The organism is Azonexus sp., assembly GCF_041909095.1.
GTDB lineage: Bacteria > Pseudomonadota > Gammaproteobacteria > Burkholderiales > Rhodocyclaceae > Azonexus.
On record NZ_JAYREB010000004.1, the window covers coordinates 140828 to 165383 of the forward strand.

24 protein-coding genes and 1 tRNA gene are annotated in these 24556 nt (G+C 65.7%); 19 read left to right on the forward strand and 6 right to left on the reverse strand.

Annotation, left to right across the window (positions count from 1 at the left end; translation table 11 throughout):
* Positions 1-141: 141 nt before the first annotated feature.
* The 4 genes from ACE3OV_RS10210 (at position 142) to ppk2 (ending at position 3334) form a co-directional block, all read left to right on the forward strand.
* The gene (locus ACE3OV_RS10210) at positions 142-1389 is read left to right on the forward strand and encodes an HD-GYP domain-containing protein (protein ID WP_374326951.1); all 1248 of its coding nucleotides are present in this window, start codon (positions 142-144) and stop codon (positions 1387-1389) included.
* Positions 1390-1423: 34 nt separating this feature from the next.
* The gene (locus ACE3OV_RS10215; protein WP_374326952.1) at positions 1424-1624 is read left to right on the forward strand and encodes a hypothetical protein; all 201 of its coding nucleotides are present in this window, start codon (positions 1424-1426) and stop codon (positions 1622-1624) included.
* 75 nt (positions 1625-1699) lie between these two features.
* Positions 1700-2155, forward strand: a complete 456-nt coding sequence (locus tag ACE3OV_RS10220; RefSeq protein ID WP_374326953.1) for a histidine phosphatase family protein — start codon at positions 1700-1702, stop codon at positions 2153-2155.
* A 63-nt stretch (positions 2156-2218) separates the two neighbouring features.
* Positions 2219-3334, forward strand: coding sequence for a polyphosphate kinase 2 (ppk2, locus tag ACE3OV_RS10225; RefSeq protein ID WP_374326954.1), 1116 nt, complete (start codon positions 2219-2221; stop codon positions 3332-3334).
* A gap of 3 nt (positions 3335-3337) precedes the next feature.
* Here ppk2 and ACE3OV_RS10230 read toward each other — a convergent pair whose 3' ends face one another.
* The 5 genes from ACE3OV_RS10230 to aceE form a co-directional block, all read right to left on the reverse strand.
* Entirely contained in the window at positions 3338-3826 is a 489-nt protein-coding gene (locus ACE3OV_RS10230; RefSeq protein WP_374326955.1) for a thioesterase family protein, read from the reverse strand.
* Positions 3823-5055, reverse strand: a complete 1233-nt coding sequence (locus tag ACE3OV_RS10235; RefSeq protein WP_374326956.1) for an HD domain-containing phosphohydrolase — start codon at positions 5053-5055, stop codon at positions 3823-3825. The genes ACE3OV_RS10230 and ACE3OV_RS10235 overlap by 4 nt, the downstream gene beginning before the upstream one ends.
* Positions 5056-5442: 387 nt before the next feature.
* Positions 5443-7215 (reverse strand): dihydrolipoyl dehydrogenase, encoded by a 1773-nt coding sequence (lpdA, locus tag ACE3OV_RS10240; protein WP_374326957.1) that lies wholly within the window; start codon positions 7213-7215, stop codon positions 5443-5445.
* A 12-nt stretch (positions 7216-7227) separates the two neighbouring features.
* Positions 7228-8859, reverse strand: a complete 1632-nt coding sequence (gene aceF, locus ACE3OV_RS10245; RefSeq protein ID WP_374326958.1) for a dihydrolipoyllysine-residue acetyltransferase — start codon at positions 8857-8859, stop codon at positions 7228-7230.
* A 13-nt stretch (positions 8860-8872) separates the two neighbouring features.
* The gene (gene aceE / locus ACE3OV_RS10250) at positions 8873-11551 is read right to left on the reverse strand and encodes a pyruvate dehydrogenase (acetyl-transferring), homodimeric type (RefSeq protein WP_374326959.1); all 2679 of its coding nucleotides are present in this window, start codon (positions 11549-11551) and stop codon (positions 8873-8875) included.
* A 277-nt stretch (positions 11552-11828) separates the two neighbouring features.
* On the opposite strand from aceE, the gene ACE3OV_RS10255 reads away from it, so the two are divergent.
* From ACE3OV_RS10255 to ACE3OV_RS10265, 3 genes are all read left to right on the forward strand, one after another.
* On the forward strand, positions 11829-13688 hold the full coding sequence (locus ACE3OV_RS10255) for a thiamine pyrophosphate-dependent enzyme (RefSeq protein WP_374326960.1): 1860 nt from the start codon (positions 11829-11831) through the stop codon (positions 13686-13688).
* 114 nt (positions 13689-13802) lie between these two features.
* Positions 13803-14408, forward strand: coding sequence for an indolepyruvate oxidoreductase subunit beta (locus tag ACE3OV_RS10260; protein WP_374326961.1), 606 nt, complete (start codon positions 13803-13805; stop codon positions 14406-14408).
* 64 nt (positions 14409-14472) lie between these two features.
* The gene (locus ACE3OV_RS10265) at positions 14473-15849 is read left to right on the forward strand and encodes a rhomboid family intramembrane serine protease (RefSeq protein WP_374326962.1); all 1377 of its coding nucleotides are present in this window, start codon (positions 14473-14475) and stop codon (positions 15847-15849) included.
* Position 15850: 1 nt separating this feature from the next.
* Here the strand turns inward: ACE3OV_RS10265 and ACE3OV_RS10270 are convergent, their stop codons facing one another.
* Positions 15851-17263 carry a tol-pal system YbgF family protein gene (locus ACE3OV_RS10270; protein ID WP_374326964.1) on the reverse strand — a complete coding sequence of 471 codons (1413 nt, stop codon included), beginning with the start codon at positions 17261-17263 and terminating at the stop codon, positions 15851-15853.
* 178 nt (positions 17264-17441) lie between these two features.
* Between ACE3OV_RS10270 and folD the strand changes: the two genes are divergently transcribed.
* From folD to ACE3OV_RS10330, 12 genes are all read left to right on the forward strand, one after another.
* Positions 17442-18299, forward strand: coding sequence for a bifunctional methylenetetrahydrofolate dehydrogenase/methenyltetrahydrofolate cyclohydrolase FolD (gene folD, locus ACE3OV_RS10275; protein ID WP_374326965.1), 858 nt, complete (start codon positions 17442-17444; stop codon positions 18297-18299).
* Complete coding sequence (purE, locus tag ACE3OV_RS10280; protein ID WP_374326966.1) at positions 18299-18796, forward strand: 5-(carboxyamino)imidazole ribonucleotide mutase; 498 nt, start codon at positions 18299-18301, stop codon at positions 18794-18796. Before folD ends, purE begins: the two co-directional genes overlap by 1 nt.
* Positions 18797-18802: 6 nt before the next feature.
* Positions 18803-19345 (forward strand): ORF6N domain-containing protein, encoded by a 543-nt coding sequence (locus tag ACE3OV_RS10285; protein WP_374326967.1) that lies wholly within the window; start codon positions 18803-18805, stop codon positions 19343-19345.
* Complete coding sequence (locus ACE3OV_RS10290) at positions 19342-20481, forward strand: 5-(carboxyamino)imidazole ribonucleotide synthase (RefSeq protein ID WP_374326969.1); 1140 nt, start codon at positions 19342-19344, stop codon at positions 20479-20481. Before ACE3OV_RS10285 ends, ACE3OV_RS10290 begins: the two co-directional genes overlap by 4 nt.
* Positions 20481-21476, forward strand: a complete 996-nt coding sequence (locus ACE3OV_RS10295) for an L-threonylcarbamoyladenylate synthase (protein WP_374326970.1) — start codon at positions 20481-20483, stop codon at positions 21474-21476. Before ACE3OV_RS10290 ends, ACE3OV_RS10295 begins: the two co-directional genes overlap by 1 nt.
* 71 nt (positions 21477-21547) lie before the next feature.
* Positions 21548-21623, forward strand: a tRNA-Ala gene (locus ACE3OV_RS10300).
* Positions 21624-21770: 147 nt separating this feature from the next.
* Complete coding sequence (locus ACE3OV_RS10305; protein ID WP_374326971.1) at positions 21771-21944, forward strand: hypothetical protein; 174 nt, start codon at positions 21771-21773, stop codon at positions 21942-21944.
* 33 nt (positions 21945-21977) lie between these two features.
* Positions 21978-22331, forward strand: coding sequence for a hypothetical protein (locus ACE3OV_RS10310; protein ID WP_374326972.1), 354 nt, complete (start codon positions 21978-21980; stop codon positions 22329-22331).
* On the forward strand, positions 22294-23430 hold the full coding sequence (locus tag ACE3OV_RS10315; RefSeq protein ID WP_374326973.1) for an ABC transporter permease: 1137 nt from the start codon (positions 22294-22296) through the stop codon (positions 23428-23430). Before ACE3OV_RS10310 ends, ACE3OV_RS10315 begins: the two co-directional genes overlap by 38 nt.
* 56 nt (positions 23431-23486) lie before the next feature.
* A complete protein-coding gene (locus tag ACE3OV_RS10320; protein ID WP_374326974.1) occupies positions 23487-23978 on the forward strand; it encodes a TlpA family protein disulfide reductase in 492 nt (163 codons plus the stop codon).
* A complete protein-coding gene (locus tag ACE3OV_RS10325) occupies positions 23975-24172 on the forward strand; it encodes a heavy metal translocating P-type ATPase metal-binding domain-containing protein (RefSeq protein WP_374326975.1) in 198 nt (65 codons plus the stop codon). The genes ACE3OV_RS10320 and ACE3OV_RS10325 overlap by 4 nt, the downstream gene beginning before the upstream one ends.
* Positions 24169-24546: a hypothetical protein gene (locus ACE3OV_RS10330; RefSeq protein ID WP_374326976.1), complete on the forward strand. Its 378-nt coding sequence runs from the start codon at positions 24169-24171 to the stop codon at positions 24544-24546. The genes ACE3OV_RS10325 and ACE3OV_RS10330 overlap by 4 nt, the downstream gene beginning before the upstream one ends.
* Positions 24547-24556: the final 10 nt, after the last annotated feature.

Here is a 24556-nt window from a genome sequence, read left to right on the forward strand (position 1 = left end):
GCCAGGGTGGCCATTTCGTTGGAAAGGGTGTAAAAACCCTCTAAGAGAAAAACAGGCAACAGTGTGTATTCCCCCGCGGGGAAACCCTGTCGCGGCAAGGTGCGGAGTCCGATGGCGGTCTATAGTTCAAACCAGCATTGCGTGGCGAAATTGCTCGACCTTTCCGAGACGCATTCGATCGTCGCCACGCAGGATATCTACGACGACCAGGGGTTCAAGCTGCTGGCCAAGGGCGCAGCGGTTTCCCGCGACCTGCAGGACCGCCTGTTGCTGCGCAAGCTGCGGGCGCCGCTGGAAAGCTCGCTGTCGGTGCGCGATGGCCTGACAGTGGCTCAAATCATGCAGGGGGCGCTGGATTTGCTGGAACAGAATGCGGCGCTCGAAAGCATTGCCGGTAGCCGGGCGGCGCGGGAAATCCTGCGCGAAGGCAAGGACCTGCACATTCCGCCGCCGCTGATGCTGTTGATGACCTGTGCCCGTCACTCTTCGGTCGACAGTTTTCGTCGTACCCAGGTGGTCGCCGCGCTTTGCGCTGGGATTGCCGCTGAACTTGAGGCCTCGTCGTCCGAGGCGCGCACGCTGCTGCTGGCGTCAATCCTGCACGACCTCGGCGAGATTTACATCAATCCCGATTACATCGAGCGCCAGGGCCACCTGTCGCCGCAGGAGTGGAAGCACGTGGCGACCCATCCGCACGTCGGCCAGTTGCTGATCCGCAACCTGACCTCGATGCCGCAAGGGGTGCTGGCCTGCGTCGCTCAGCATCACGAGCGCCATGACGGCAGCGGCTACCCGGGGCGCCTGACGCGACAGGAGCAGCATGAACTGGCGGGCTGGCTGGCGGTGGCCGACGCGGCGGCCGCCCTGATCGACCGCGGTGAGTCGGGGGCCAGCCGCGTCGCCCTGGCCTTGCGCATCGTTCCCGAGGAATTTGACCGGAAGGCGGCCGACGTCCTGATCCGCGGTCTGCAGTCGCTCAAGGTGGCGCCTCATCCGGCGCCGGCCAGCGATTGTGTCGCCCGGGCGCAACGCTTGCTGGCGCATATCGATGCCGTCGCCGAAGCCCTGCTGGCGCTTGCCGGCCAGGCCGAGGCGGCAGTGCTGGCGGATATCGTCGCGCGGGCCTTGCATTTGCTCGACAGCTTCGCCAAATCGCTGCGCGCCACCGGCATTCTTGATGCCGCCAGCCTGAGCGGCAGCGATGCCGGGGACCAGGGGCTGCGGGAAGAGATGCAGCAGATCGTCAAGGAAGTCACCTGGCGCGTGCGCAACCTGGGGCGAACCATCTACCTGGCGGTCGATGCCAGTCTCGATCAATCGCTGCGGGAGCGCTTGCGCCAAGTGATCGAGATGCTGGAGGGCGCGGCACAGCCCGAAGGCTGTTCGTAGCTGACAGGCGCCGCTGCGCTGGCTATCATGGCGCATGCTCAAATGGACACCGCAACCGGGTAATCTGGCGCTCTACGTCGGCAGGACGCGGGCGCAATCGCGCAACGTCATCGTTGTCGCCGAAGCCTGCGCCGGTCGCATGGTGGTCGAGGCAATCGGCCGCCGCGGCAGCAAGGTGCGGCTGACCGTCGGGCGCGATAGCCTGCGCCAGCCGCAGCCCGATCTCTTTGCGTGATCCCGCGTCTCCATGGCGCTGACATGGAGCGGTAATAATCCAGCTATATCATTTCCGGCGTTTGAGGAGGAGATCATGGATTTGTTGCTGTGGCGTCATGCCGAAGCCGAAGACGGCGAAGATGACCTGAAACGGCGCCTGACCGAACGCGGCGAGCGCCAGGCGAAACGGATGGCGGGCTGGTTGCGCGAGCGACTGCCGAAGGAAACGCGGATCATCGTCAGTCCGGCGATCCGCACCCAGCAGACGGCGCAGGCGCTCGACCTGCCCTTCGAAACTCACCGCCGGATCGGTCCGGACGCCTGCGTTTCCGAGCTGATCGCCGCCTCGGGCTGGCCGGATGCCAGCGGTTCGGTGCTGATCGTCGGCCACCAGCCCGGTCTCGGTCACCTGGCCTCGTTGTTGCTGGCCGGCCAGGAAGCCGACTGGAGCATCAAGAAGGGCGCCCTGTGGTGGTTGAGCAACCGCCTGCGGCGCGGCGATACACAGACCGTGCTGCGTGCCATGGTGCCGGTGGAAATCCTGGAGTAGACAAGCTTTCGCGGTCGGCGTGAAATAGCCTCTTTGGCGCAACCATTACAAGAGGGGGAATTCATGGCGACAACGAAGAACGCAAGCAGCAAGCCGGTCACCGCCAAAGCGCCGGGCAAGCGCCCGGGCAGCCGGACGCCGCGCCAGGTGGTTCAGGGTGACGTGCCGCCGACGCAGACGGCAGCCGGCATCGAGGCCTTCACCGTGCATGCAGCGGTCGATGCCGCCCAGGAAGCGAAGCTGGCGGCGATGCGCGACATCCTCGCCAATTCGCCGGACGAGGAAGCGCTGACGATGCTGCGCAGTCTGCTCAAGCAGCGGCGGGTCGAGGATGACGGCAGCGCCCTCAATCCCGACGAGGAACTGGCCAAGGACTGGCGCGACGGCGGCTATCCGTACAAGAACCTGATGCAGCGCCGCAACTACGAGCGGCAGAAATACCGGCTGCAGGTCGAGTTGCTGAAGCTGCAGGCCTGGGTCAAGGAAACCGGGCAGAAAGTGGTGATCCTCTTCGAAGGTCGCGACGCGGCGGGCAAGGGCGGCACCATCAAGCGTTTCATGGAACACCTGAACCCGCGGGGCGCGCGCGTCGTCGCCCTGGAAAAGCCTTCGGAAATCGAGCGCGGCCAGTGGTATTTCCAGCGCTACGTCGAGCATCTGCCGACCAACGGCGAGATCGTCCTGTTCGACCGTTCCTGGTACAACCGGGCCGGGGTCGAGCGCGTCATGGGCTTCTGTTCCGACCAGGAATACGCCGAATTCGTCCGCCAGGCGCCGGAGTTCGAGCGCATGCTGGTGCGTAACGGCACTCACCTGATCAAGTTCTGGTTCTCGGTCAGCCAGGAGGAGCAGCGCCGCCGTTTTCGCGAACGCAAGGTGCATCCGCTCAAGCAGTGGAAACTGTCGCCGATCGACATGGCCTCGCTCGACAAGTGGGACGACTACACCAAGGCCAAGGAAGCGATGTTCTTCCATACCGATACTGCCGACGCGCCGTGGACGGTGATCAAGTCGAACTGCAAGAAGCGGGCGCGGCTCAACGCCATGCGCTACATCCTGCACAAGCTGCCGTATACGAACAAGGACACCAAGCTGATCGGCAATCTCGATCCGCTGATCGTCGGCCGTGCCAACGTTGTTTACGAGCGCGGCGAACAGTCGGTGGTGCCCATCCTGTAAGCCTCAGCTGACGACGTAAGCGGCGCTGCCGGTGGCGATGAGCAGTCCGCTTTCGTTTTCCAGCGTCATCTGGATCGAGGCGATGCGGCCGCCGAGCCGGACGATGCGGCCGGTGGCCGTGAACTCGTGGCCGATCCCCTGATGCAGGAAATCGGTACGCAGGTCGATGGTGCCGATGCGGCCGAAACGGTGCGCTACCTGCTCGGCGGTCTCGCCGCAGAACTTCTCGGCGATGCCGACCACCGCGGCAAAGCCGCCGACGGTGTCGAGGGCGGCAGCGATCACGCCGCCGTGCAGGCGGCCGTAGAGGTAGTGGCCGACCAGTTCGGGGCGCATCGCAAAGCGCAGTTGCGGCGCGGCCGGGGCGAACGAGGCGACCTGCAGGCCGAGCACTTCGTTGAAGCTGATGCGGTGTTCGAACATCTCCTGCAGCAGGCTTTCGAGGCGTTGCTGTTCGGCGCTGCTGCGCCGCGTCTGTGGTGTTGCGGTCATGAAATTTCCGGGCGGGCCGCGGCGTAGGCGGCGTCAAGATGGGTGGCGAGGGTGGCGGCGATGTCGCCGTCGACCCGGCCCTGGGTCACCAGGTCATCGACGAAGGCGAGCGCTTCGCCGGCCGGCAGGCCGCGCCGGTAGGGGCGGTCCTGGACCATCGCCTGGAAGATGTCGGCGACGCGCAGGATGCGCGCTTCGAGCGGCAGGGTCTCTGCCGCCAGGCGGAAGGGGTAGCCGTTGCCGCCTGGCTCCTCGTGGTGGCAGGCGGCCCAGTAGGCGATTTCCTCCAGCCCCGGGATCAGGCGCAGGATCTGGTAGGTCTCGAAGCTGTGCGTGTTCATGATGCTGCGTTCGCGGGCGTCGAGGCGGGCCGGCTTGTCGAGTACCTCGTCGGGAACGCGCAGCTTGCCGATGTCGTGCAGCAGGCCAGCGATTTCCAGTTGCTCGCGGCGTTCCGAAGCGACGCCCAGATAGCCGGCGAGCAGCCCGGCCAGGCGCGAGACGCCGAGCGAATGCTGGGCGGTGAAGGCGCTCTTGGCGTCGACGATGCGTGAAAAGATGGCAGCCAGTTGCTTCAGTTCCGCGATGGCGATGGTGCGCTGGTCGGGCTCGTTGAGACGGTCGGCGAGGCTGGCCTGGACATTGCGCATTTCCAGCCGCAGCCAGAACGCCTCAGAGCGCGACGCCTGCAGGAAGGCGGCGACCAGCGCCGGGTCGAAGTAGCTGCCGTCGTGCTGGCAAATCGCATCACGGATCTCGCCGGTCGACATGAGCAGGCTGCCGTCGCCGTAATGCGGCGCGGCGAAGGCATCGACGCGGTCGACCAGGAAGACCAGGTTGGCGGCCTGGCGGAGGTCGGCAGGCAGGTCAGGGGGCAGTTTCGCCCACGGCGTATGGTGGTAGCGGATCGGCTCGGCGTAGGCCTTGAGCGGCGCGAAGTCGCGCAGCAGTTCGGCGCCGGTCAGACAATGCGCCTGCGCGCCTTGCCAGTCGAACTCGGTGACCAGATGGTGGTGGGTGACGGTCGACGAGACGCCGATGTCGTGCAGCAGGCCGAGTTCGAACAGGAAGAGGCGGCGTTCCGGCGGCAGGTCGAGGACTTCGGCAACCTCGGCGGCCATGATGCCGACGCGTTTGCCGTGGCCGACGTCGTCAATGCCGACGAGGTCGAGGGCATCGGCCAGCGAGTAGACCAGATGGCGGAATCCGGTGGGGAGGGGCGGGGACATGTTGTTCTTTCCGGCGGTTTTTGCCCATGGTAGCGCTAGGGCGTGTTCACAGTAAGCAGCGGGCGGCGCAAGGGGTTGGCGGGGAGGCAGTGCAAGGCGCCGGTCGCGCCGTGCAGTGATCTGCACAAGCGAGCGGCAACGCGGCAATGCGCCCCGCCAACCCCTTGCCCTTTGGGTTTGCCGTGGCGGGCGGTCGCCGGCGTTGCTCGGCTCGGGAATGGAACAACCATTCCCAGCGCCTCGCGCCTTGGCGCCCATCCCGCCACGGCAAACGCCGTCCCGCAGATTACTGTGAACACGCCCTCGCCGGTGGACAAAAAAAGGCGACGGATGAAACCGTCGCCAAATACGAACGCTAGCTAGAGGTTAGCGTAACGCAGAGGATCGTTACTTCTTGCGCGGTGCTGGGACGTCCGTGCAGGAACCATGGGCGATTTCGGCGGCCATGCCGATGCTTTCGCCCAGTGTCGGGTGGGGGTGGATGGTCTTGCCGATGTCGACCGCGTCGCAGCCCATCTCGATCGCCAGGCAGACTTCGCCGATCATGTCGCCGGCCGACGGGCCGACGATGGCGCCGCCGATGACGCGATGCGATTCGGCGTCGAAGATCAGCTTGGTGAAGCCGTAGTCGGCACCGTTGGCGATGGCGCGGCCGCTGGCCGCCCACGGGAACTTGGCGGTCTCGACCTTGCGCCCTTCCTTTTTCGCCTGCTCCTCGGTGTAGCCGACCCAGGCCACTTCCGGATGGGTGTAGGCAACGCCGGGGATGACCTGGACGTCGAAGGCCGATTTCTGGCCGGCAGCGACTTCCGCCGCGACGTGCGCCTCATGCACCGCCTTGTGCGCCAGCATCGGCTGACCGACGACGTCGCCGATGGCGAAGATGTGCGGCACGTTGGTGCGCATCTGCGCATCGACCGGGATGAAGCCGCGTTCGTCGACGATCACGCCCGCCTGGTCGGCGGCGATCTTCTTGCCGTTCGGGGCGCGGCCGGCGGCTTGCAGGATCATGTCGTAGCGCACGGCTTCGGCATTCGGCGCCGCTTCGCCTTCGAACTTGACCCACAGGCCGTCTTCCTTGGCGTCGACGGCAACCGTCTTCGTCTTCAGCATGACGCGCTCGAAACGCTGGGCGTTGAGCTTTTCCCAGACCTTGACCGCGTCGCGGTCCGGGCCCTGCATCAGGCCATCGGCCATTTCGACGACGTCGATCCTGGCGCCCAGCGCGGAATACACCGTGGCCATTTCCAGGCCGATGATGCCGCCGCCGATGACCAGCATCTTCTTCGGCACGAAGCGCAATTCCAGCGCCCCGGTCGAGTCGACGATGCGCGGGTCCTGCGGGATGAAGGGCAGATGCACGGCCGCCGAACCGGCGGCGATGATGCACTGCTTGAACTTCACCACCTTCTTGCTGCCGGTCTTGTCCTGGCCGCTGCCGTCGGTGACTTCGACTTCCAGATGATACGGATCGAGGAAGTGGCCGTAGCCGCGCACGATGTCCACCTTGCGCCCCTTGGCCATGCCGGCCAGGCCGCCGGTCAGCTTGCCGACGACCTTTTCCTTGTGGGCGCGCAGCTTTTCCACGTCGATCTGCGGTGCCGCGAAGCTGACGCCGGCATCGGCCAGATGGGCGGTTTCTTCCATGACGGCGGTGACGTGCAGCAGCGCCTTCGACGGGATGCAACCGACGTTCAGACAGACGCCGCCGAGCGTCGAATAGCGCTCGACGATCACCGTCTTCAGGCCGAGGTCGGCGGCGCGGAAGGCGGCCGAATAGCCACCGGGGCCGCCGCCCAGCACCAGCATGTCGCATTCGATGTCGGCGCTGCCGGCATGGGCGGCAGCCGTCGGGGCAGCGACCGTTGCTGCTGCCGGGGCTGCAGCGGCAGCCGGGGCCGGGGCGGCAGTTGCCGCAGCACCGGCCTCGACCTTGATCAGTAGCGTACCTTCGCTGACCTTGGCGCCGAGCTGCACCAGCACTTCCTTGACCGTACCGGCGACCGGCGACGGCACATCCATCGTCGCCTTGTCCGATTCCAGGGTGACGATGGCGTCATCCACCTTGATCGTGTCGCCGACCTTCACGAACAGGTCGATCACCGGCACGCTGTCGAAATCGCCGATGTCCGGGACTTTCACTTCAACCAGATTGCTCATGGTTCTTCCCCCTTACAGCGCGACGCGACGGAAGTCGGCCAGTAGTTGTGCGATATAGACGTTGAAGCGGGTCGCCAACGCGCCGTCGATGACGCGGTGATCGGCGGTCAGCGACAGCGGCAGGGTCAGGCGCGGCACGAATTGCTTGCCGTCCCAGACCGGCTTCATCGCCGACTTGTTGACGCCGAGGATGGCCACTTCCGGCGCGTTCACAATCGGCGCGAAGTAGGTGCCGCCGATGCCGCCGAGCGAGGAAATGGTGAAGCAGGCGCCCTGCATGTCGGCCGGCTTGAGCTTGCCGTCACGCGCCTGTTTGGCCAGGTCGCCGGATTCCTGCGCCAGTTCGAAGACCGATTTCTTGTCCACGTTCTTGACCACCGGCACGACCAGGCCGTTCTGGGTGTCGGCGGCGAAACCGATGTTGAAGTACTTCTTCAGCACCAGGTTGTCGCCGTCGAGCGAGGCGTTGAATTCCGGGAACTTCTGCAGGCCCTTGACGCAAGCCTTCATCAGGAAAGCCAGCATGGTCAGCTTGGCGCCGCCACCCTTCTCGTTTTCCTTGTTGAGCAGGACGCGGAAGGCTTCCAGGTCGGTGATGTCGGCGTCTTCGTGATAGGTGACGGCCGGGATCATCACCCAGTTGCGCGACAGGTTCTGGCCGGAAATCTTCTTGATCCGCGATAGCGGCTTGACTTCGATTTCGCCGAACTTGCTGAAATCGACCTTCGGCCAGGGCAGCAGATCGAGCCCGCCACCGAGGCTGGCGCCGGCAGCGGCGACCGGGGCCGCGGTGGCGCCGGACATCACGCCCTTGACGTACTTGGTCAGGTCTTCCTTGACGATGCGACCCTTGGGCCCGGAGGCGGCGACCTTGGACAGGTCGACGCCGAGTTCGCGGGCGTAGGCGCGCACCGATGGCGAGGCGTGGACCTTGGCGCCGAGGCCGAGGGTCTGCGGCTGGGCGGCCGGCAGCGAAGCCGGGGCAGCAGCGGCCGGGGCGGGCGCTGCGGCGGCAACCGGGGCCGCAGCGGGCGTCGGAGCAGCGGCCTGGACTGCCGGGGCAGCGGCGGCAGCACCGGTTTCCACCTTGATCAGCAACGTACCTTCGCTCACCTTGGCGCCGAGCTGAACCAGCACTTCCTTGACCACGCCAGCGGCGGAGGACGGCACGTCCATCGTCGCCTTGTCGGATTCCAGGGTGCAGATCGCGTCGTCGACCTTGATCGTGTCGCCGACCTTGACGAAGAGGTCGATCACCGGCACTTCGTCGAAGTCGCCGATGTCCGGCACCTTCACTTCGATCACGCCACCGCCGGCAGCGGGTGCCGCGGCAACCGGCGCGGCTGCCGCCGGGGCCGGGGCTGGTGCGGTAGCCGGGGCGGGCGCTGCTGCGGCAGCGGCAGCACCGGTTTCGACCTTGATCAGCAGCGCGCCTTCGCCAACCTTGGCGCCGAGCTGAACAAGCACTTCCTTGACCGTGCCGGCAACCGGGCTCGGCACGTCCATCGTCGCCTTGTCCGATTCGAGGGTGACGATGGCGTCGTCGACCTTGATCGTGTCGCCGACTTTGACAAACAGTTCGATCACCGGGACTTCGTCGAAATCGCCGATATCGGGAACGCGGACTTCAATCATCTGGCTCATCTCTGTTCCCTCCTTAAACGCTCAGCGGATTCGGCTTGTTCGGATCAAGTTCGTACTTGACCAGTGCGGCGGCAACGGTGTCGCGGGCGATTGCGCCGTCGTCGGCCAGCGCCTTCAGCGCAGCCAGCACGATCCAGTGGTGGCATACCTCGAAGTGGTGGCGTAGTTTGGCGCGGGTGTCGGAGCGACCGAAGCCGTCGGTGCCCAGCGTGACGTAGTTGCGCTTGACGAAGGGGCGGATCTGCTCGGCAAACAGCTTGACGTAATCGGTCGCGGCGATCACCGGGCCATGGCTGCCGGCGAGCTTCTGCTCGACGTGCGACAGCTTGGGTTCCTCCAGCGGATGCAGCAGGTTCCAGCGGGCAACATCCTGGCCGTCGCGGGCCAGTTCGTTGAAGCTCGGGCAGCCCCAGAGGTCGGCCTCGACACCCCAGTCCTGGCGGAGCAGCTCGGCGGCGTGGATGACTTCACGGAAGATGGTGCCGGAGCCCAGCAGCTGGACGCGCGGCGCCTGGCTGGCGGCCCCCTGTTTGAACAGGTACATGCCCTTGATGATGTCGGCTTCGGCACCGGCCGGCATTTCCGGGTGCTCGTAGTTCTCGTTCATCACCGTGATGTAGTAGAAAACGTCTTCCTGTTCGGCGTTCATCCGGCGCAGGCCGTCCTGGACGACGACGGCGACTTCGTACTGGAAGGTCGGGTCGTAGCTGATGCAGTTCGGCACCAGGTTGGCCAGGATCTGGCTGTGACCGTCCTCGTGCTGCAGGCCTTCGCCGTTCAGCGTGGTGCGGCCGGCGGTGCCGCCGATCAGGAAGCCGCGGGCGCGCTGGTCGCCAGCTGCCCAGACGAGGTCCATGACGCGCTGCAGGCCGAACATCGAGTAGCAGATGTAGAACGGGATGGTCTGCACGCCATGCACCGAGTAGGCGGTGGCGGCGGCGATCCAGTCGCTCATCGCGCCGGCTTCGTTGATGCCTTCCTGCAGCACCTGGCCGTCCTTCGACTCCTTGTAGAACATCAGCTGGTCATGGTCTTCCGGCACGTAGTTCTGGCCTTGCTGGTTCCAGATGCCGACCGCGCGGAACATGCCTTCCATGCCGAAGGTGCGCGATTCGTCGGGGACGATCGGTACGACGTTGCGGCCGACCTGCTTGTCCTTGAGCAGCATGTTCATGATGCGGACGATGGCCATCGTCGTCGACAGTTCGCGGCCTTCGCCGGAGGCCTTGAGCAGCGCCTCGAACTTGTCCAGGCCGGGCACCGCCAGCGGCTCGGCGTGACGCCGGCGCGACGGCAGGAAACCGCCCAGCGCCATGCGGCGGTCGCGCATGTATTTATATTCGGCCGAATCCTCGGCGAACTTCAGGTAAGGCAGTTCCTCGAGCTTGTCGTCCGGCACCGGCAGTGCGAAGCGGTCGCGGAAGCGGGCAATCTGCTCCTTGTCCATCTTCTTCTGCTGGTGCGAGATGTTCATCGCCTCACCGGCCTGGCCCATGCCGAAGCCCTTGATGGTCTTGGCCAGGATCAGCGTCGGGGCGCCCTGGTGGGTGACGGCGGCGTTGTAGGCGGCGAAGATCTTGAAGATGTCGTGGCCGCCGCGGTTCAGTTGCCAGACGTCGTCGTCGGTCCAGTCGGCGACCAGTTCGCGGAGTTCCGTCGTGTTGAAGAAGTGTTCGCGGACGTAGGCGCCGTTCTTCGCCTTGAAGGTCTGGTACTCGCCGTCGCACAGTTCCATCATGCGCTTCTTCAGGATGCCTTTCTTGTCGCGGTTGAACAGGGCGTCCCAGTGGGTGCCCCAGATCAGCTTGATGACGTTCCAGCCGGCGCCGCGGAATTCGGCTTCCAGTTCCTGGATGATCTTGCCGTTGCCGCGCACCGGACCATCGAGGCGCTGCAGGTTGCAGTTGATGACGAAGATCAGGTTGTCGAGCTTCTCACGGCCGGCCATGCCGATGGCGCCGAGCGACTCGACCTCGTCGGTCTCGCCGTCGCCCAAGAAGGCCCACACCTTGCGCTGTTCCGCCTTGGCGGCGTCGATCAGGCCGCGCGAGGCGAGGTACTTCATGAAGCGGGCCTGGTAGATGGCCTGGATCGGGCCGAGGCCCATCGACACCGTCGGGAACTGCCAGAAGTCCGGCATCAGCCAGGGGTGCGGGTAGGAGGAGATGCCCTTGCCGCCGGTTTCCTGGCGGAAGTTGTCCATCTGCTCCTCGGAGAGGCGGCCGAGCATGAAGGCGCGCGAATAGACGCCGGGCACCGAGTGGCCCTGGAAGAAGATCAGGTCGCCGCCGGTTTCGTGGTCGAGGCTCTTCCAGAAATGCGAGAAGCCGACGTCGTACAGCGCGGCGGCCGAGGCGAAGGAGGCGATGTGGCCGCCGACGTTGGTGTCCTTGTTGGCGCGCACGACCATGGCCATGGCGTTCCAGCGGATGTAGGAGTGGATCTTGATTTCCAGGTCCGGGTCGCCCGGGTATTTGGGCTGCTGGTCGGCGGGAATGGTGTTGATGTATGCGGTGTTCGCCGAGTACGGAATGTCGATGCCGTCCTCGCGAGCCTGACCGATCAGCGTCTCGATCAGGTAGTGGGCGCGTTCGGCGCCTTCGTTGCAGATGACGCCTTCGAGGGCGTCAATCCATTCCTTGGTTTCCTGCGGGTCAGTATCGGCAGGGCGTGCGTTGGGCTGGTCGGCCATGGTTTGTCTCCTACTTGGGTTTTCATTCTGTCTGGCTGGGTAAGCCGGACAACTTTAACGCTTTGCACGGAGGATCACACCCCGTGTTTACACTTAGCTTGTGTTGCGCATTGTAAAAACAAAATTCGCATCGTGCAATAATCTTTGCGCTGCTTCGGCGATCCGTTGCGCTGGTGATACGTAACAAAAAACAATTAGCCTGCAACTTGCGCTGTATCAAATTGCGTTGGTTCAAGCGCTTTATAATCAACAGCTTTTGTTTCAGTCAGGAGTTTTCATGGCAGCAGTCATGCCCGCCCCGGCCGCCAGCCGTCTCTTCCTGTCCGGCAACGAGGCCGTCGCCCGCGCCGTCTGGGAGGCCGGTGTCAAGGTGGCCGCCGCCTATCCCGGCACGCCGGCGACCGAGATGCTCGAAGTCATCGCCACCTATCCGGACCTCTACGCCGAGTGGTCGGTCAATGAGAAGGTTTCGCTGGAAGTGGCGATCGGCGCCGCCTACGCCGGTTCGCGCGCTTTCTGCTGCATGAAGCATGTCGGCATGAACGTCGCTTCCGACGCGCTGATGACGCTGACCCTGACCGGCGTCAGCGGCGGCCTGGTGATCGCCGTCGCCGACGACGTCGGCCTGTCGTCGTCGCAGAACGAGCAGGATTCCCGCTACTGGGGTCGCTTTGCCCATGTGCCGGTGTTCGAGCCGGCCGATTCGCAGGAGGCCTATGCGATGACGCTGGCCGCCTTCGAACTCTCCGAGCGCTTCCAGGTGCCGGTGATCCTGCGCATGACGACGCGCATCAACCACGTCAAGGCGCTGGTCACCGTCGGCGAACGGCAGGCCCACGTCGGTGCCGGCTTCCGCAAGGACCAGGCGCGCTTCGTGATGGTGCCGGGCAACGCCGGCAAGCGCATCCCGCTGATGTTCCAGCGCGAGCGCGACCTGCGCGCGCTGGCCGAAACCTCGCCGCTCAACTTCATCGAGACTGGCAGCGACCGCCGCGTCGGCTTCATCGCTTCCGGCCCGGCCTACATGCATGTGCGCGAAGCCTTCCCGGAGGCGCCGGTATTGAAGCTCGGCTTTTCCTGCCCGGTGCCGTTCGAGAAGTGCCGCGAGCTGGCGGCATTGGTCGATCAGGTCGTTGTCGTCGAGGAAGTCGAGCCGCTGGTTGAAACCGAACTGAAGGCGCAAGGCATCGCCGTCATCGGCAAGGCCATCCTGCCGGTGCAGGGCGAGCTGTCGCCGGCCGTGCTCAAACCGGCGATCGCCCGCCTGCTCGGCGAGCCGTTGCCGGAAAGCCAGGCCGCCACTGCGCTGCAGGTTTTCCCGCGGCCACCGACGATGTGCGTCGCCTGCCCGCATCTCGGGGTCTATTACACGCTGTCGCAGGTGCGCAATCTGAACATCTCCGGCGATATCGGCTGCTACACGCTGGGTGCCGGCCACCCCTGGCAGGCGATGGATACCTGCGTCTCGATGGGCGCCTCGATGGGCATCGCCCACGGCATGGACAAGGGGCGCGGCGAATCCGACAAGGACAAGCGCGTGGTTGCCGTGATCGGCGATTCGACCTTCCTGCACATGGGCATGCAGGGCCTGCTCGACATGGTGTACAACAAGGGCAACGTCACCGTCCTGCTGCTCGACAACCGCGCCGTCGGCATGACCGGCGGCCAGGACAACCCGGGCAACGGCCGCGACGTGCATGGCGACGACGCGCCGCGTGTCGACTTCGCCAAGCTGGTGTCGGCGCTCGGTGTCAAGGATGAGCGCATCCACGTGGTCAATCCCTACGAGCTGCCGGTGCTGTTCAAGACCATCCGCGAGGAGGTCAAGGTGCCCGAGGTCTCGGTCATCATCACCGACCAGCCCTGCGTGCTGATCAAGGATTACCACAAGCTCAAGCCCTACGCGGTCGACGAGGACAAGTGCACCGGCTGCGGCAACTGCATCGACGTCGGCTGCCCGGCCATTCACGTCACGCGGCGCGGCAAGGAGGTCAAGGCCAGCGGCCGCGAGGTCGATCTGGCTTTCGTCCGTATCGAATCGTCGGTGTGCACCGGCTGTGGCCTCTGCCTGCAGCCCTGTGCGCCGAAGGCGATCGAGCCCTACGTGCCGAGCGCGCCGATTACCCTCGTCAAGTGAAAGTCAACGTCCACCGCCAAGGCGCGAAGGCGCCAAGAAATCGCCAAGAAAGGCGTTTTCTTGGCGTGGGCTTTGCGCCTTCGCGCCTTGGCGGTTCAAGAAGGTTTTTTTCTCATGTCTGATATCACCAACATTCTCGTCGTCGGCATCGGCGGCCAGGGCGTCATGACCGCCACCGAAATCCTCGCCGAGGCGGCGATCGCCCTCGGCAACGATGCCAAGAAGACCGAGGTTGCCGGCATGGCGCAACGCGGTGGCGTGGTTTCCTCGCACCTGCGCTTCGGTTCCCGCGTGCTGTCGCCACAGATCACGCCGGGCACCGCCGACGTGCTGCTCGGCTTCGAGGCGGCCGAGGGCATGCGCTGGCGCCACATGCTGCGCCCGAGCGGCATCTCGCTGATGAATACGGCGCGCCTCGTGCCACCGGTCGTCGAGCTTGGCCTGTTCGATTACCCGGACGATCCGATTGCCGCGATGCGCGACGGTGCCGGGCCGGTGGTCGCCTTCGACGCGACCAGCATCGCCCTCGAGCTGGGCGACATCCGTCTCGGCAACACCGTGATGCTCGGCGCCATCGCCGATCACCTGCCGTTCCCGGCGGAGGTTCTGCTCGACTGCGTGCTCAAGCGTTTCCAGCGCAAGGGCGAAAAGCTCGTTGAACTGAACCGGCGGGCTTTTGCCGCCGGCCGGGCAGCGGTCGGCGCCGCGCAGGCCGCCTGAAACGGCGGCGCCGGCAATGCCGGCGACATCGACAGCCTGACGCCTTTCTGCAAGAATCGGCGGCATGCTGTTGATGCCCTATCTTTCGCGCCTCGTTCCGCCCTTCCTGCCGGTTGGCGTGGTGCTGCTGGTCGTCATCAACCTGCTGGTCTTCTTCGGCTGGCAGCAGGGCGATGACGCCCGGTTTCGCCGGGCCGTCGATTATTACGCCGGCAGCGTGCTGGCCGAGGTCGAGCCGCGGCTTTACCGCGACTATCTGAGCGGCCGCGGCGACAGTGCGGAGGTTGCCAGGATCGACCGCATCGTCAGCCAGCGCGGCGATTTCGCGACCCTGTTGCGGCACATGGACGATGACCGCGACTTCATGAACGGTCTGCGCCAGGGGCGGCTGATTTCGCCCGAAGACGAGCTTTACGGCAGCTGGCGCCAGGCTCGGCAGAGTTTCGATGGCCTGATGGCCGGCGTGGTCGGCGAACGACACGCTTTCCGCGGCGATGCGCCGACGCTCCAGTCAGCCCTGTCCAGTCTCTTCCTGCATGCCGATCTCAGCCATCTGCTCGGCAATCTGCTGGTGCTGGTTCTGGTCGGTCCGGCCGTCGAAGGTCTGGTCGGCAGCCTGGCTTTCCTGGGCATCTATCTGGCCGGGGGGCTGGCCGGTGCCGGGCTGTGGATGCTGGCCGGCACCGGCTCGGCGCTGATCGGTGCTTCCGGCGCCATTGCCGCGGTGATGGGGGCGTTTTCGGTCCTGCTGCGCTGGCGGCGCATTCCCTTTTTCTATTTCGTCATCGTCTATTTCGACATCGTCCGCGCGCCGGCGCTGCTGGCGCTGCCCATCTGGCTGCTCAGCGAGGCCTTGCAGCTGTACTGGCAGGGCGGCGAGGGGGTGGCCTATCAGGCGCATATCGGCGGCCTGCTGACAGGTGGCTTGCTCGCCTTGCCGCTGCTGGCCCGGGCCCAGTCCAGGCTGGCGCCGGCGGCACCGGTCGTGGCGGCGCACCCGGCGTCGGCCCCTGACCTGACGGACTACCTGGGACGCGCCCGCGTGGCCCTGCAGGATGCCGATTTCGACCTGGCGCGCCAGCGCTACGGGCAGGCGGCGGCGCATGCCGGTCGCGATCTGGCGGCCTGGCAGGAATGTCTGAACGTGCTCAGGCTGATGCCCGAGCACGAGGAGTTTCACAAGGCAAGCCGGGCATTCTGCCGCCTGGCCCTGCAGCATCCGCCAGCGCAGGCGATGTTGCCGGCCGTGTTCATGGATTACCTGCAACTGGCGCAGCCGCGGCCGCAGTTTTCCGCCAGCCTGCTCTTCGATCTCGCCGGGCTGTTCCTGGCGCAGGGGCGGAGTGTCGAGCTGCTGCGGGCCTTCCGGCTGTTGCAGCTGCTGGCACCGGAACATCCCCGCTGCCAGCAACTGGCGCAAGCGGTCAGCCGGCTGGCCTGAGTCAGCCGGCCGGGGCGACGCTGCGCAAGCGGCTCAGCGTCTGGCGGTATTCCTCGGCCCGGCTGGCGCAGGGGTGTTGCGGATAGCGGCTGATGATGCTGGCGAAGATTTTTTCCGCCGTTGCGTCCTGGCGGAACTCTTCGCACAGGATGCGGGCGCTGAGGAAATAGACGTCGGGAATCAGCGGATGTCCGGGGTGGCGCTTGTCAAATGCCCGCATCAGCTCCAGTGCCAGCCGGCTTTCGTGTTGCCGGTGCGCGGCTTCGGCGAGGGCGAGTTCCAGGCTGGCTTCCGGCGGGCGGAAAGCGGGCTCCAGTTCCCGGCAGCGACGTAGTGCCGCCAGCGCCCGTTCGGCCATCTGTCGCTGCAGCAGCAGGGCAATCAGCCGGCTGGCATGCGGTAGCAAGCGGTCGGTGCGGCGGGCCAGGTGCAGCAGCTTGTGATAGCGCTCCTGGGCGACGACGTCGTCGTGATGCACCCGCTGCTCCTCGTAGGCGATATCGAGCGCGGCCGGCAACTGGCCGGCGGCGATCAGCGCGGCGATCCGGGTGGCGGGCAGGGCGTTGGCCGGGTCGTCGTTCCAGGCCGGGGTGTGGTCCGGCAAGCCGAGTGGGCGCCGGTACTGGTAAAGCACGTAACCCAGCATGCTGAAGGCGATCATGGTGAAGAACATCGCCGCCAGATTGGCGCAGAACACGGCGCTGGCGAGGCGCAGGCGCTGTTGCTCGAAGATCTGGCCAAGCAGGTCGAACGGTCGCTGGCCGGGCTCGAGGGCGAGGTGGCCGCTGACCCAGCTGGCGATCACCGGTTTGAGGCCCAGGGCATAGAGCTGCCAGGTCAGGAACATCTGTGCGCTGGACAGGCAGAAAAGGAAGACGCAAAGCAGCAGGTAGGGCTTGCCGATGGCGCTGATCAGCGTCGCGGCGCGCCAGGGGTTGAGTCCGGCGAGCAGGCTGCGCGAGTGGATCAGCACCATCAGCGCTGCTGGCAGCAGCAAAGAAATCACCAGGTTGGCGCTTACTGCCGGTAGATTGCCGAACAGCCCCTGAGTGACGCCAACCGCGACGGCGCTGCAGAAAAACAGCGCCAGCATGGCGAACGGCAGCCAGTTCAAGCCGCTACCGGTCTCTGCGCTGTAACTGTCAGGGCTGAGATGGCCCAGGCTGGTTTCGATCAGGACCCGGCTGCCCTGACGCAGGACCAGGAACCAGGCGCTCAGTGAAGTGAGCAGGAACAGCAGCAGGGCGCTGATGACGCCCGGGGCCAGGAAGGCGAGCGTGGGGATGGCGGCGGCCGCGGCGATGCGCCCGAAGATCGCGGGATGGAAGGGGAAGAGGAAGAAGCGCGGGATGCGTTCCCAGAATGCGGTCGGTTCGCCCGGGTTGCCGTGGCGCTGCCGGAGATGCGCGGTCATGTCGAATGGATGCGGCAAGGGAGGGGCAAGGATAGCACGCGCGATGCCTGCGGGATGGCTGCCGCGCGTATCGCACTGGCCGAGAAGACGTCTGAAGCGCGCGCCGGCTTCTGGTAAAATCCTGAAACTTCGAGGGAAAGGCAACCTGCCTTTCCCCTTTTGTTTTCCGGATGCGACGATGACGGCACAAATAATCGATGGCAAGGCGCTGGCCGAGGAACTGCGCCAGAGCTTCAAGGCCCGTGTGGAAACCCTGACGGCCAAGGGGCACAAGCCCGGCCTGGTGGTCATTCTGGTTGGCGAAGACCCGGCCTCTCAGGTGTACGTGAAGAACAAGGTCAATGGCTGCCTGGCCATCGGCATGCATTCCGAGAAGATCGTCTACGAGAAGGACGTCGATCAGCAGGTCGTCCTCGCCAAGATCGCCGAGCTGAACGCCGATCCGTCCATTCACGGCATCCTCGTGCAACTACCGCTGCCGAAGCACTTCGACGAAGAAAAGGTGCTTGAAGCGATTTCTGCCGAGAAGGACGTCGATGGCTTCCACGCCGAGAACGTCGGTGCGCTGTCGCAAGGTGCGCCGCGCTTCATTCCCTGCACCCCGTATGGCGTGATGAAGATGTTCGAGAAGGGCAATGTCGATCTGAGCGGCCAGGAAGCCGTCGTCATCGGCCGCTCCAACATCGTCGGCAAACCGATGGCGATGCTGCTGATCAATGCCGGCGCCACCGTCACCGTCTGCCATTCGAAGACGCGCGACCTGAAATTCCATACCAGCCGCGCCGACATCGTCGTCGCCGCCGTCGGCAAGCCGAAGTTCGTCAAGGGCGACATGATCAAGCCGGGCGCCGTCGTCATCGACGTCGGCATCAACCGCCTGCCGGACGGCAAGCTGTGCGGCGACGTCGACTTTGACGACTGCCTCGCCGTCGCCGGCCAGATCACCCCGGTGCCGGGCGGCGTCGGGCCGATGACCATCACCATGCTGCTGGCCAACACCATCGAGGCCGCCGAACGCAAAGCGGGGATTCGCTAATGACTGAAAAGAAGATTTCCGTCGGCATCGTCATGGGGTCCGACTCCGACTGGCCGACCATGCAGGCTGCCGCCGTCATCCTCAAGGACTTCGGCGTCGCTTTCGAAGCGCGCGTCGTTTCCGCCCACCGCACGCCCGACCTGCTCTTTGAATACGCCGAAACCGCCGCTCCGCGTGGTCTGCAGACGATCATCGCCGGCGCCGGCGGTGCTGCCCACCTGCCCGGCATGCTCGCTGCCAAGACGACGGTGCCGGTGCTCGGTGTGCCGGTGCAGTCGCGCGCGCTGTCCGGTGTTGATTCGCTGCATTCCATCGTGCAGATGCCCAAGGGCGTACCGGTCGCCACCTTCGCCATCGGCGAAGCCGGCGCCGCCAATGCCGCGCTGTTCGCCGTCGCCATGCTGGCCAACGGCGACGCGGCGCTGAATGCCAAGCTGCAAGCCTTCCGTGCCGCCCAGACCGAGAAGGTCCTGGCCATGAAGCTGCCCGAAGTCTGAGCCGCAATGGGCGAGGACCAGCTTCGTTTCAGCGCCGACGAACTGCCGCAACGCATCCTCGTGTTGCGCGGCGAGCGCGTCATGATCGACAGCGATCTGGCAGAGCTCTACGGGGTGACGACGAAGCGCTTCAATGAACAAGTGAAGCGGAATCTCGAGCGTTTCCCGATCGATTTCATGTTTCAAGTGACACCCGAGGAAAAGGCCGAGGTGGTCGCAAATTGCGACCACCTCGGCAAGCTCAAATATTCCCCTCACCTGCCGCGCGTATTCACCGAACACGGCGCCATCATGGCGGCCAGTATTCTGAACAGTTCGCGTGCCGTCGAAATGAGCGTCTTCGTTGTCCGCGCCTTCGTTCGCCTGCGCCAGATGCTGGTCGAGCACAAGGACTTGGCCGAGCGTCTGGACGAGCTTGAAGCGCGTGTCGCGCGTCACGACAACACCCTATCCACCTTGGTGGCAACCATCCGGCAGATGGCGACCCCACCACTATCATCGTCGCGCCAGATCGGCTTCGTGACTGATTCTCAGGAGAAGAAACAATGATCCTGCCGCCCGCCACGCTGGGCATGCTTGGTGGTGGCCAGCTCGGCCGCTTCTTCGTTGCCGCCGCCCACGAACTGGGCTACCGGGTCTGGGTGCTCGACCCGGACAAGAATTCCCCCGCCGCCCAGATCGCCGAACGCCACTTCTGCGTTGCCTACGACGACTACGCCGCGCTCGACGAATTCGCTGCCGGTTGCGCCGCCATCACCACCGAATTCGAGAACGTGCCGGCAGCGACCCTCGACTACCTCGCCAAGTTCGTGCCGGTGCGCCCGCACGCGGCGGCGGTGGCGATCTGCCAGCACCGCGTCAGCGAGAAGTCCTTCCTGCGCGACAACGGTTTCCCGCACGGTCCGTTCGTCGAGGTCAACAGCGAAGCCGACCTGAAAGCCGCGCCGGCCAGCCTGTTCCCGGCCATCCTCAAGGTCGCCCGCTTCGGTTACGACGGCAAGGGCCAGGCGACGGTCAACAACGTCGCGGAGGCGCTGCTCGCCTTCGGCCAGTTCAAGGGCGAACAATGCGTGCTCGAACAGCGCCTGCCGCTCGACTACGAAGTCTCGGTCGTGCTGGCGCGCGACGAGCAGGGCAAGGTCGCCTGCTTCCCGACCGGCGAAAACCAGCATACGCGCGGCATCCTCGATGTCTCCATCGTGCCGGCGCGCACTTCCGGCTGCATGAAGAGCGACGCCGAAGACGTCGCCGCGCGCATCGCCGAAAAGCTCGGCTACATCGGCACCATGGGCGTCGAGTTCTTCGTCAGCCGCGGCCAGCTGCTGGTCAACGAAATGGCGCCGCGCCCGCACAACAGCGGCCACTACACCATCGACGCCTGCGTCACCAACCAGTTCGAGCAACAGGTGCGCGCGCTGTGCGGCCTGCCGCTGGGCGAGCCGCGCGCGCATTCGGCGTCGGTGATGGTCAACCTGCTCGGCGACCTGTGGTACGACGGCGATACCTACCGCGAACCCGACTGGTCGGTGCTCTACGCCATTCCTAATCTGAAGCTGCACCTCTACGGCAAGCACCACGCGCGCCCGGGCCGCAAGATGGGCCACTTCACGGTCATCGGCGACAACGCCGAAGCCGTGCAAAAAGCCGCGCTGGCCGCCCGCGCCGCCATCGGCATCAAGGACTGATGACGCCGTCCGACGCGGATTACCAGCGCGCTGTCGACCTGCTGCTGGCCGGCGAACTGGTCGCGCTGCCGACCGAGACCGTCTACGGCCTCGGCGCCGACGCCGCCAACCCGGCGGCAGTGGCGAAAATTTTCGCTGCCAAGGGCCGCCCGGCCGACCATCCGCTGATCGTCCACCTGGCCGGCCACGACGCCGTCGAGGCCTGGGCCGAGCAGGTGCCGGACGTCGCCTGGGAACTGATGGAAACTTTCTGGCCCGGCCCGCTGACGCTGATCCTGAAGAAGCAGGCCTGGGTGCCCGACGCCGTCACCGGTGGCCAGGACACCGTCGGCCTGCGCGTCCCCGGTCATCCGGTGGCGCTCGAACTGTTGCGCCGTTTTGCCACCGCCAAGGGAAGCCACGCCGGCATCGCCGCGCCGTCGGCCAACCGCTTCGGCCGCATCAGCCCGACCACCGCTGCCCACGTCGCCGAGGAGTTGGGCGAGGCCGTGCCGCTGATCCTCGACGGTGGCCCCTGCGCCGTCGGCATCGAATCGACGATCATCGACTGCTCCCGCGGCGAACCGGTGGTGCTGCGCCCCGGCCACATCTCGCCGCTGCATCTCGAAGCGGTGCTCGGCAAGGCACCGGCGATCGAAACCAGCCACGGCGCGCCGCGCGTTTCCGGCTCGCTGGAAGCGCATTACGCGCCGATCACGCCGCTGCGCGTGGTCACTGGCGAGCGCCTGCTCGACTTCCTCAACGCCCAGCGCCATCGCGGCGGCACCTGCGGTGTGATCAGTCCCAACCAGCCGCCGCAGGCCGGCATGCCGCACGCCTGGCGGATGCTGCCGGCCGACCCGGTCGGCTACGCCCACGACCTCTACGCCGCGCTTCGCGACATGGACCACGCCGGCGTCGACCTGATCGTCGTCGAAGCTCTGCCGGCCGGCGCCGAATGGACCGCCGTCGCCGACCGCCTGCGCCGCGCCGCGGCCGGCGCCGGGCAGAATTGAGCGGGCTTTTCCCTGCATCGCCAAGCCGCTTGCAGAAACCGCACCTGCCTAGGCTATAATGCGCGCCTTACGGGCCGATAGCTCAGCTGGGAGAGCGCCGCGTTCGCAATGCGGAGGTCGTGAGTTCGATCCTCATTCGGTCCACCAGGAACACCCGTCAAAACAGCGCATCGCACATCAAGTGCCATGCGCTGTTTTGTTTTGTGCTTGCGCAGCCTTGCGACAATTTGCCGCAGTCTACCCGTGCTGCTCCGGCGCTAACATCTGCGCCATCGTTATCGGGGGATGAAGATCATGCAGAACGCGCCAGTCCAGAAACAGCCGGAAATGACCTCCTTGTTGCTCGGCGCGGGTTTTGCGCTGGCTTCGCTGATCATCCTGCCGGCGGTGGCGCAGCGGGTCGGTCTGGGATCAAGTGTGACCATCGCCTTGCGCGGCGCGCTGATGCGGGCGGCCAACCGCTTCTAAGCGGCTGCTGCCCGGGGCTCCGGGTTGTGTCGTATGATCGCTGTCCTCTACCGGAGATCTTTCCTGTTGCGTCCTTCTCTTGTCGTTCTGGCTCTGTTGTCGGCGCTGGCCGTTGTCGCGACGTTGCTGATCGGCGTTGACGATAGCGGCGCCGATCAGCGCCTTGCGCGTCTGCGGGGAATGACGACGCAGTACGGGCTGACCGACCTGGCCCTGTTCTGCGAAGCGCGTTACACCCGCCATCCCAGCCAGGCCGACCGCCACGCCGCCTTCCAGGACCACCCGGCGGCTCTCGACCATTTTCCGAGTACGGCGATGCTGTCGCCGCCTACCGTCAAACGTGACCCCGATGCGAGCCTGGCTGGAAAAACAACTGCACCTGATTGATTTCACGATCGCCGCGCTGTCCCGGCGCAAGGCGCGCAGCCTCGGCCTGATCGCAGTCTTCTCGGCACTGGTCTTCGTTCTGGCGTCGCTGATGCTGTTCGGCCATGCCTTGCGCAGCGAGGCGCTGGCGGTGCTGGCCGGGGCGCCGGAAATGATCGTCCAGCGCCAGGTGGCCGGCCGCCACGACCTGCTGGCGCAGGCCGACATCGACCGTCTCGCCGGTTTGCCCGGGGTGGCCGAGGTGCAGGGGCGGCTCTGGGGCTATTACTACGACAGCGTGGTCAAGGCGAATTACACCCTGCTGGCGCGTCCGGAAAGCGAAGTCGCCGAGGGAACGCTGACCATCGGCAACGCGGTGGCGCGTGAGCGTGGCCTGGTGCCGGGTAACACCATTTCCTTCCGCAGCTATGCAGGCAAGCTGTTCAGCTTCAAGGTGGCGGCGGTGCTGCCCGAGGACAGTGAACTGCTGAGCGCAGACCTGGTGCTGCTGGCGGCCGGCGATTTCCGCCGCTTCTTCGACTACCCGGCCGGCCAATATACCGATGCTCTCGTGCACCCTGCCGCGGCACAGTCGGGCGCCGCGCTGGCGGCGGCGATCCGGGCGGCGCAGCCGGAATTGCGGCCGATCCCGCGCGCCGAGATCCTCGCCATCTATGCCCGTCTGTTCGGCTGGCGCGACGGCATCGGCCTCGCCGTGCTGGCCGGCGTGATCCTGGCCTTCGCCATCCTCGTCTGGGAAAAAGCGGCCGGCCTGCCCGCCGAGGAAAGGCGCGAAATCGGCATCCTCAAGGCGATCGGCTGGGAAGGCGGCGACGTCATCCGAATGAAGCTCTGGGAAGGTCTGCTGATAGCCCTGGCAGCCTTCCTGATCGGCTTCGTCGCCGCCTGGCTGCATGTCTTTCGCTACGATGCCGCCCTGTTTGCGCCGGCCCTGCGCGGCTGGTCGGTGCTTTACCCGAGCTTCCGCCTGTCGCCGGTGGTCGACCTGCGGCAACTGGCGACCTTGTTCCTCCTTACCGTCCTGCCTTACGCGCTGACCGTGCTGCTGCCGGTATGGCGGGCGGCGCGCACTGAGCCGGATGCGGTGATGCGGGCTTGATTGCACAGGCTGGGCAAGGCTATTGTCCTGAAATTACCCAGCGAAACGGATCGAACGTGCGTCCCCTCATCCTCTCCCTCGCCTTGCTGCTGCTCGCCGCCTGCGGCGGTGGCGAACCGGCCAAGGTCAATGTCGGCCTGGCGGCACCGGCCTTCACCACGCAACGTGCCGACGGCGCGCCAGTCAATTTTCCCGCCGATCTCGCCGGACATCCGGTGGTGTTGCGCTTCTGGGCCGACTGGTGCCGCTACTGCGAGGGCGAGATGAAGGCGATCGAAACCGTCTACGGCCGCCTGCAGCCGCGCGGACTGGTCGTGCTGGCGATGAATGCCGGCCAGGACAAGGCGACCGTCGATGCCTTCATGGGCAAGATCGGCGTCAGCTACCCGGCGCTGCTCGACGGCGATTCGGCGATTGCCAAGCGTTACGGCGTGGTCGGCCTGCCCACCACCTTCTTCATCGACGGTCAGGGCGTGGTGCGCGGCAAGATCGTCGGCGAGGCCGACGCCGCGACCTTCGAGCGCGAAGCGACGGCGCTCCTGCAATGAGCCAGGACGAGACGCGCTGCACCTTGTGCGGCCTGGACATCGGCGCCCGGCCTTTCACGCTCAAGGTGGGCGATCAGGCGTATCGTTTCTGCTGTGAAGGCTGTCGCGGCATCTACGAGATGCTGCACGACATCCAGGCGGCGCCGGACGGCGCCGACCAGAATCCAGACAATCCGCGAAAGGACGAAAAATGATCAAGGAAAACATGATGAAGCAGGTGCCGCAGATGCTATGCGACGCCGGTCAGGCGCTGGCCAAACCGGCCGGCAGTGGCGCCTTGATGGCAGCGGGCGGCGTGGCGGCCGGGCGCAGCCTGCTCGGTCGGGCGCTGCTGCCCAATCCGCTGGCCTTGCTGGCACTCGGCGCGGTTGGCGGCATCGCCGCCGGCTTCCTGCTCTTCAAGTACCAGAAGGAAATCACCGAGGGGCTGGGCAAACTGGGCGGCATGGGCAAGGATTTCGCGCTGCAGCGCAAGGAAAACCTCAACGACCTGATGGCCGAGGCCGAGGAAAAACTCTCCGGCGTCCAGCCGCCCGCCGCCGCAGCCAGCGACGCGGACCGGACCTGAGGAGGCGGCG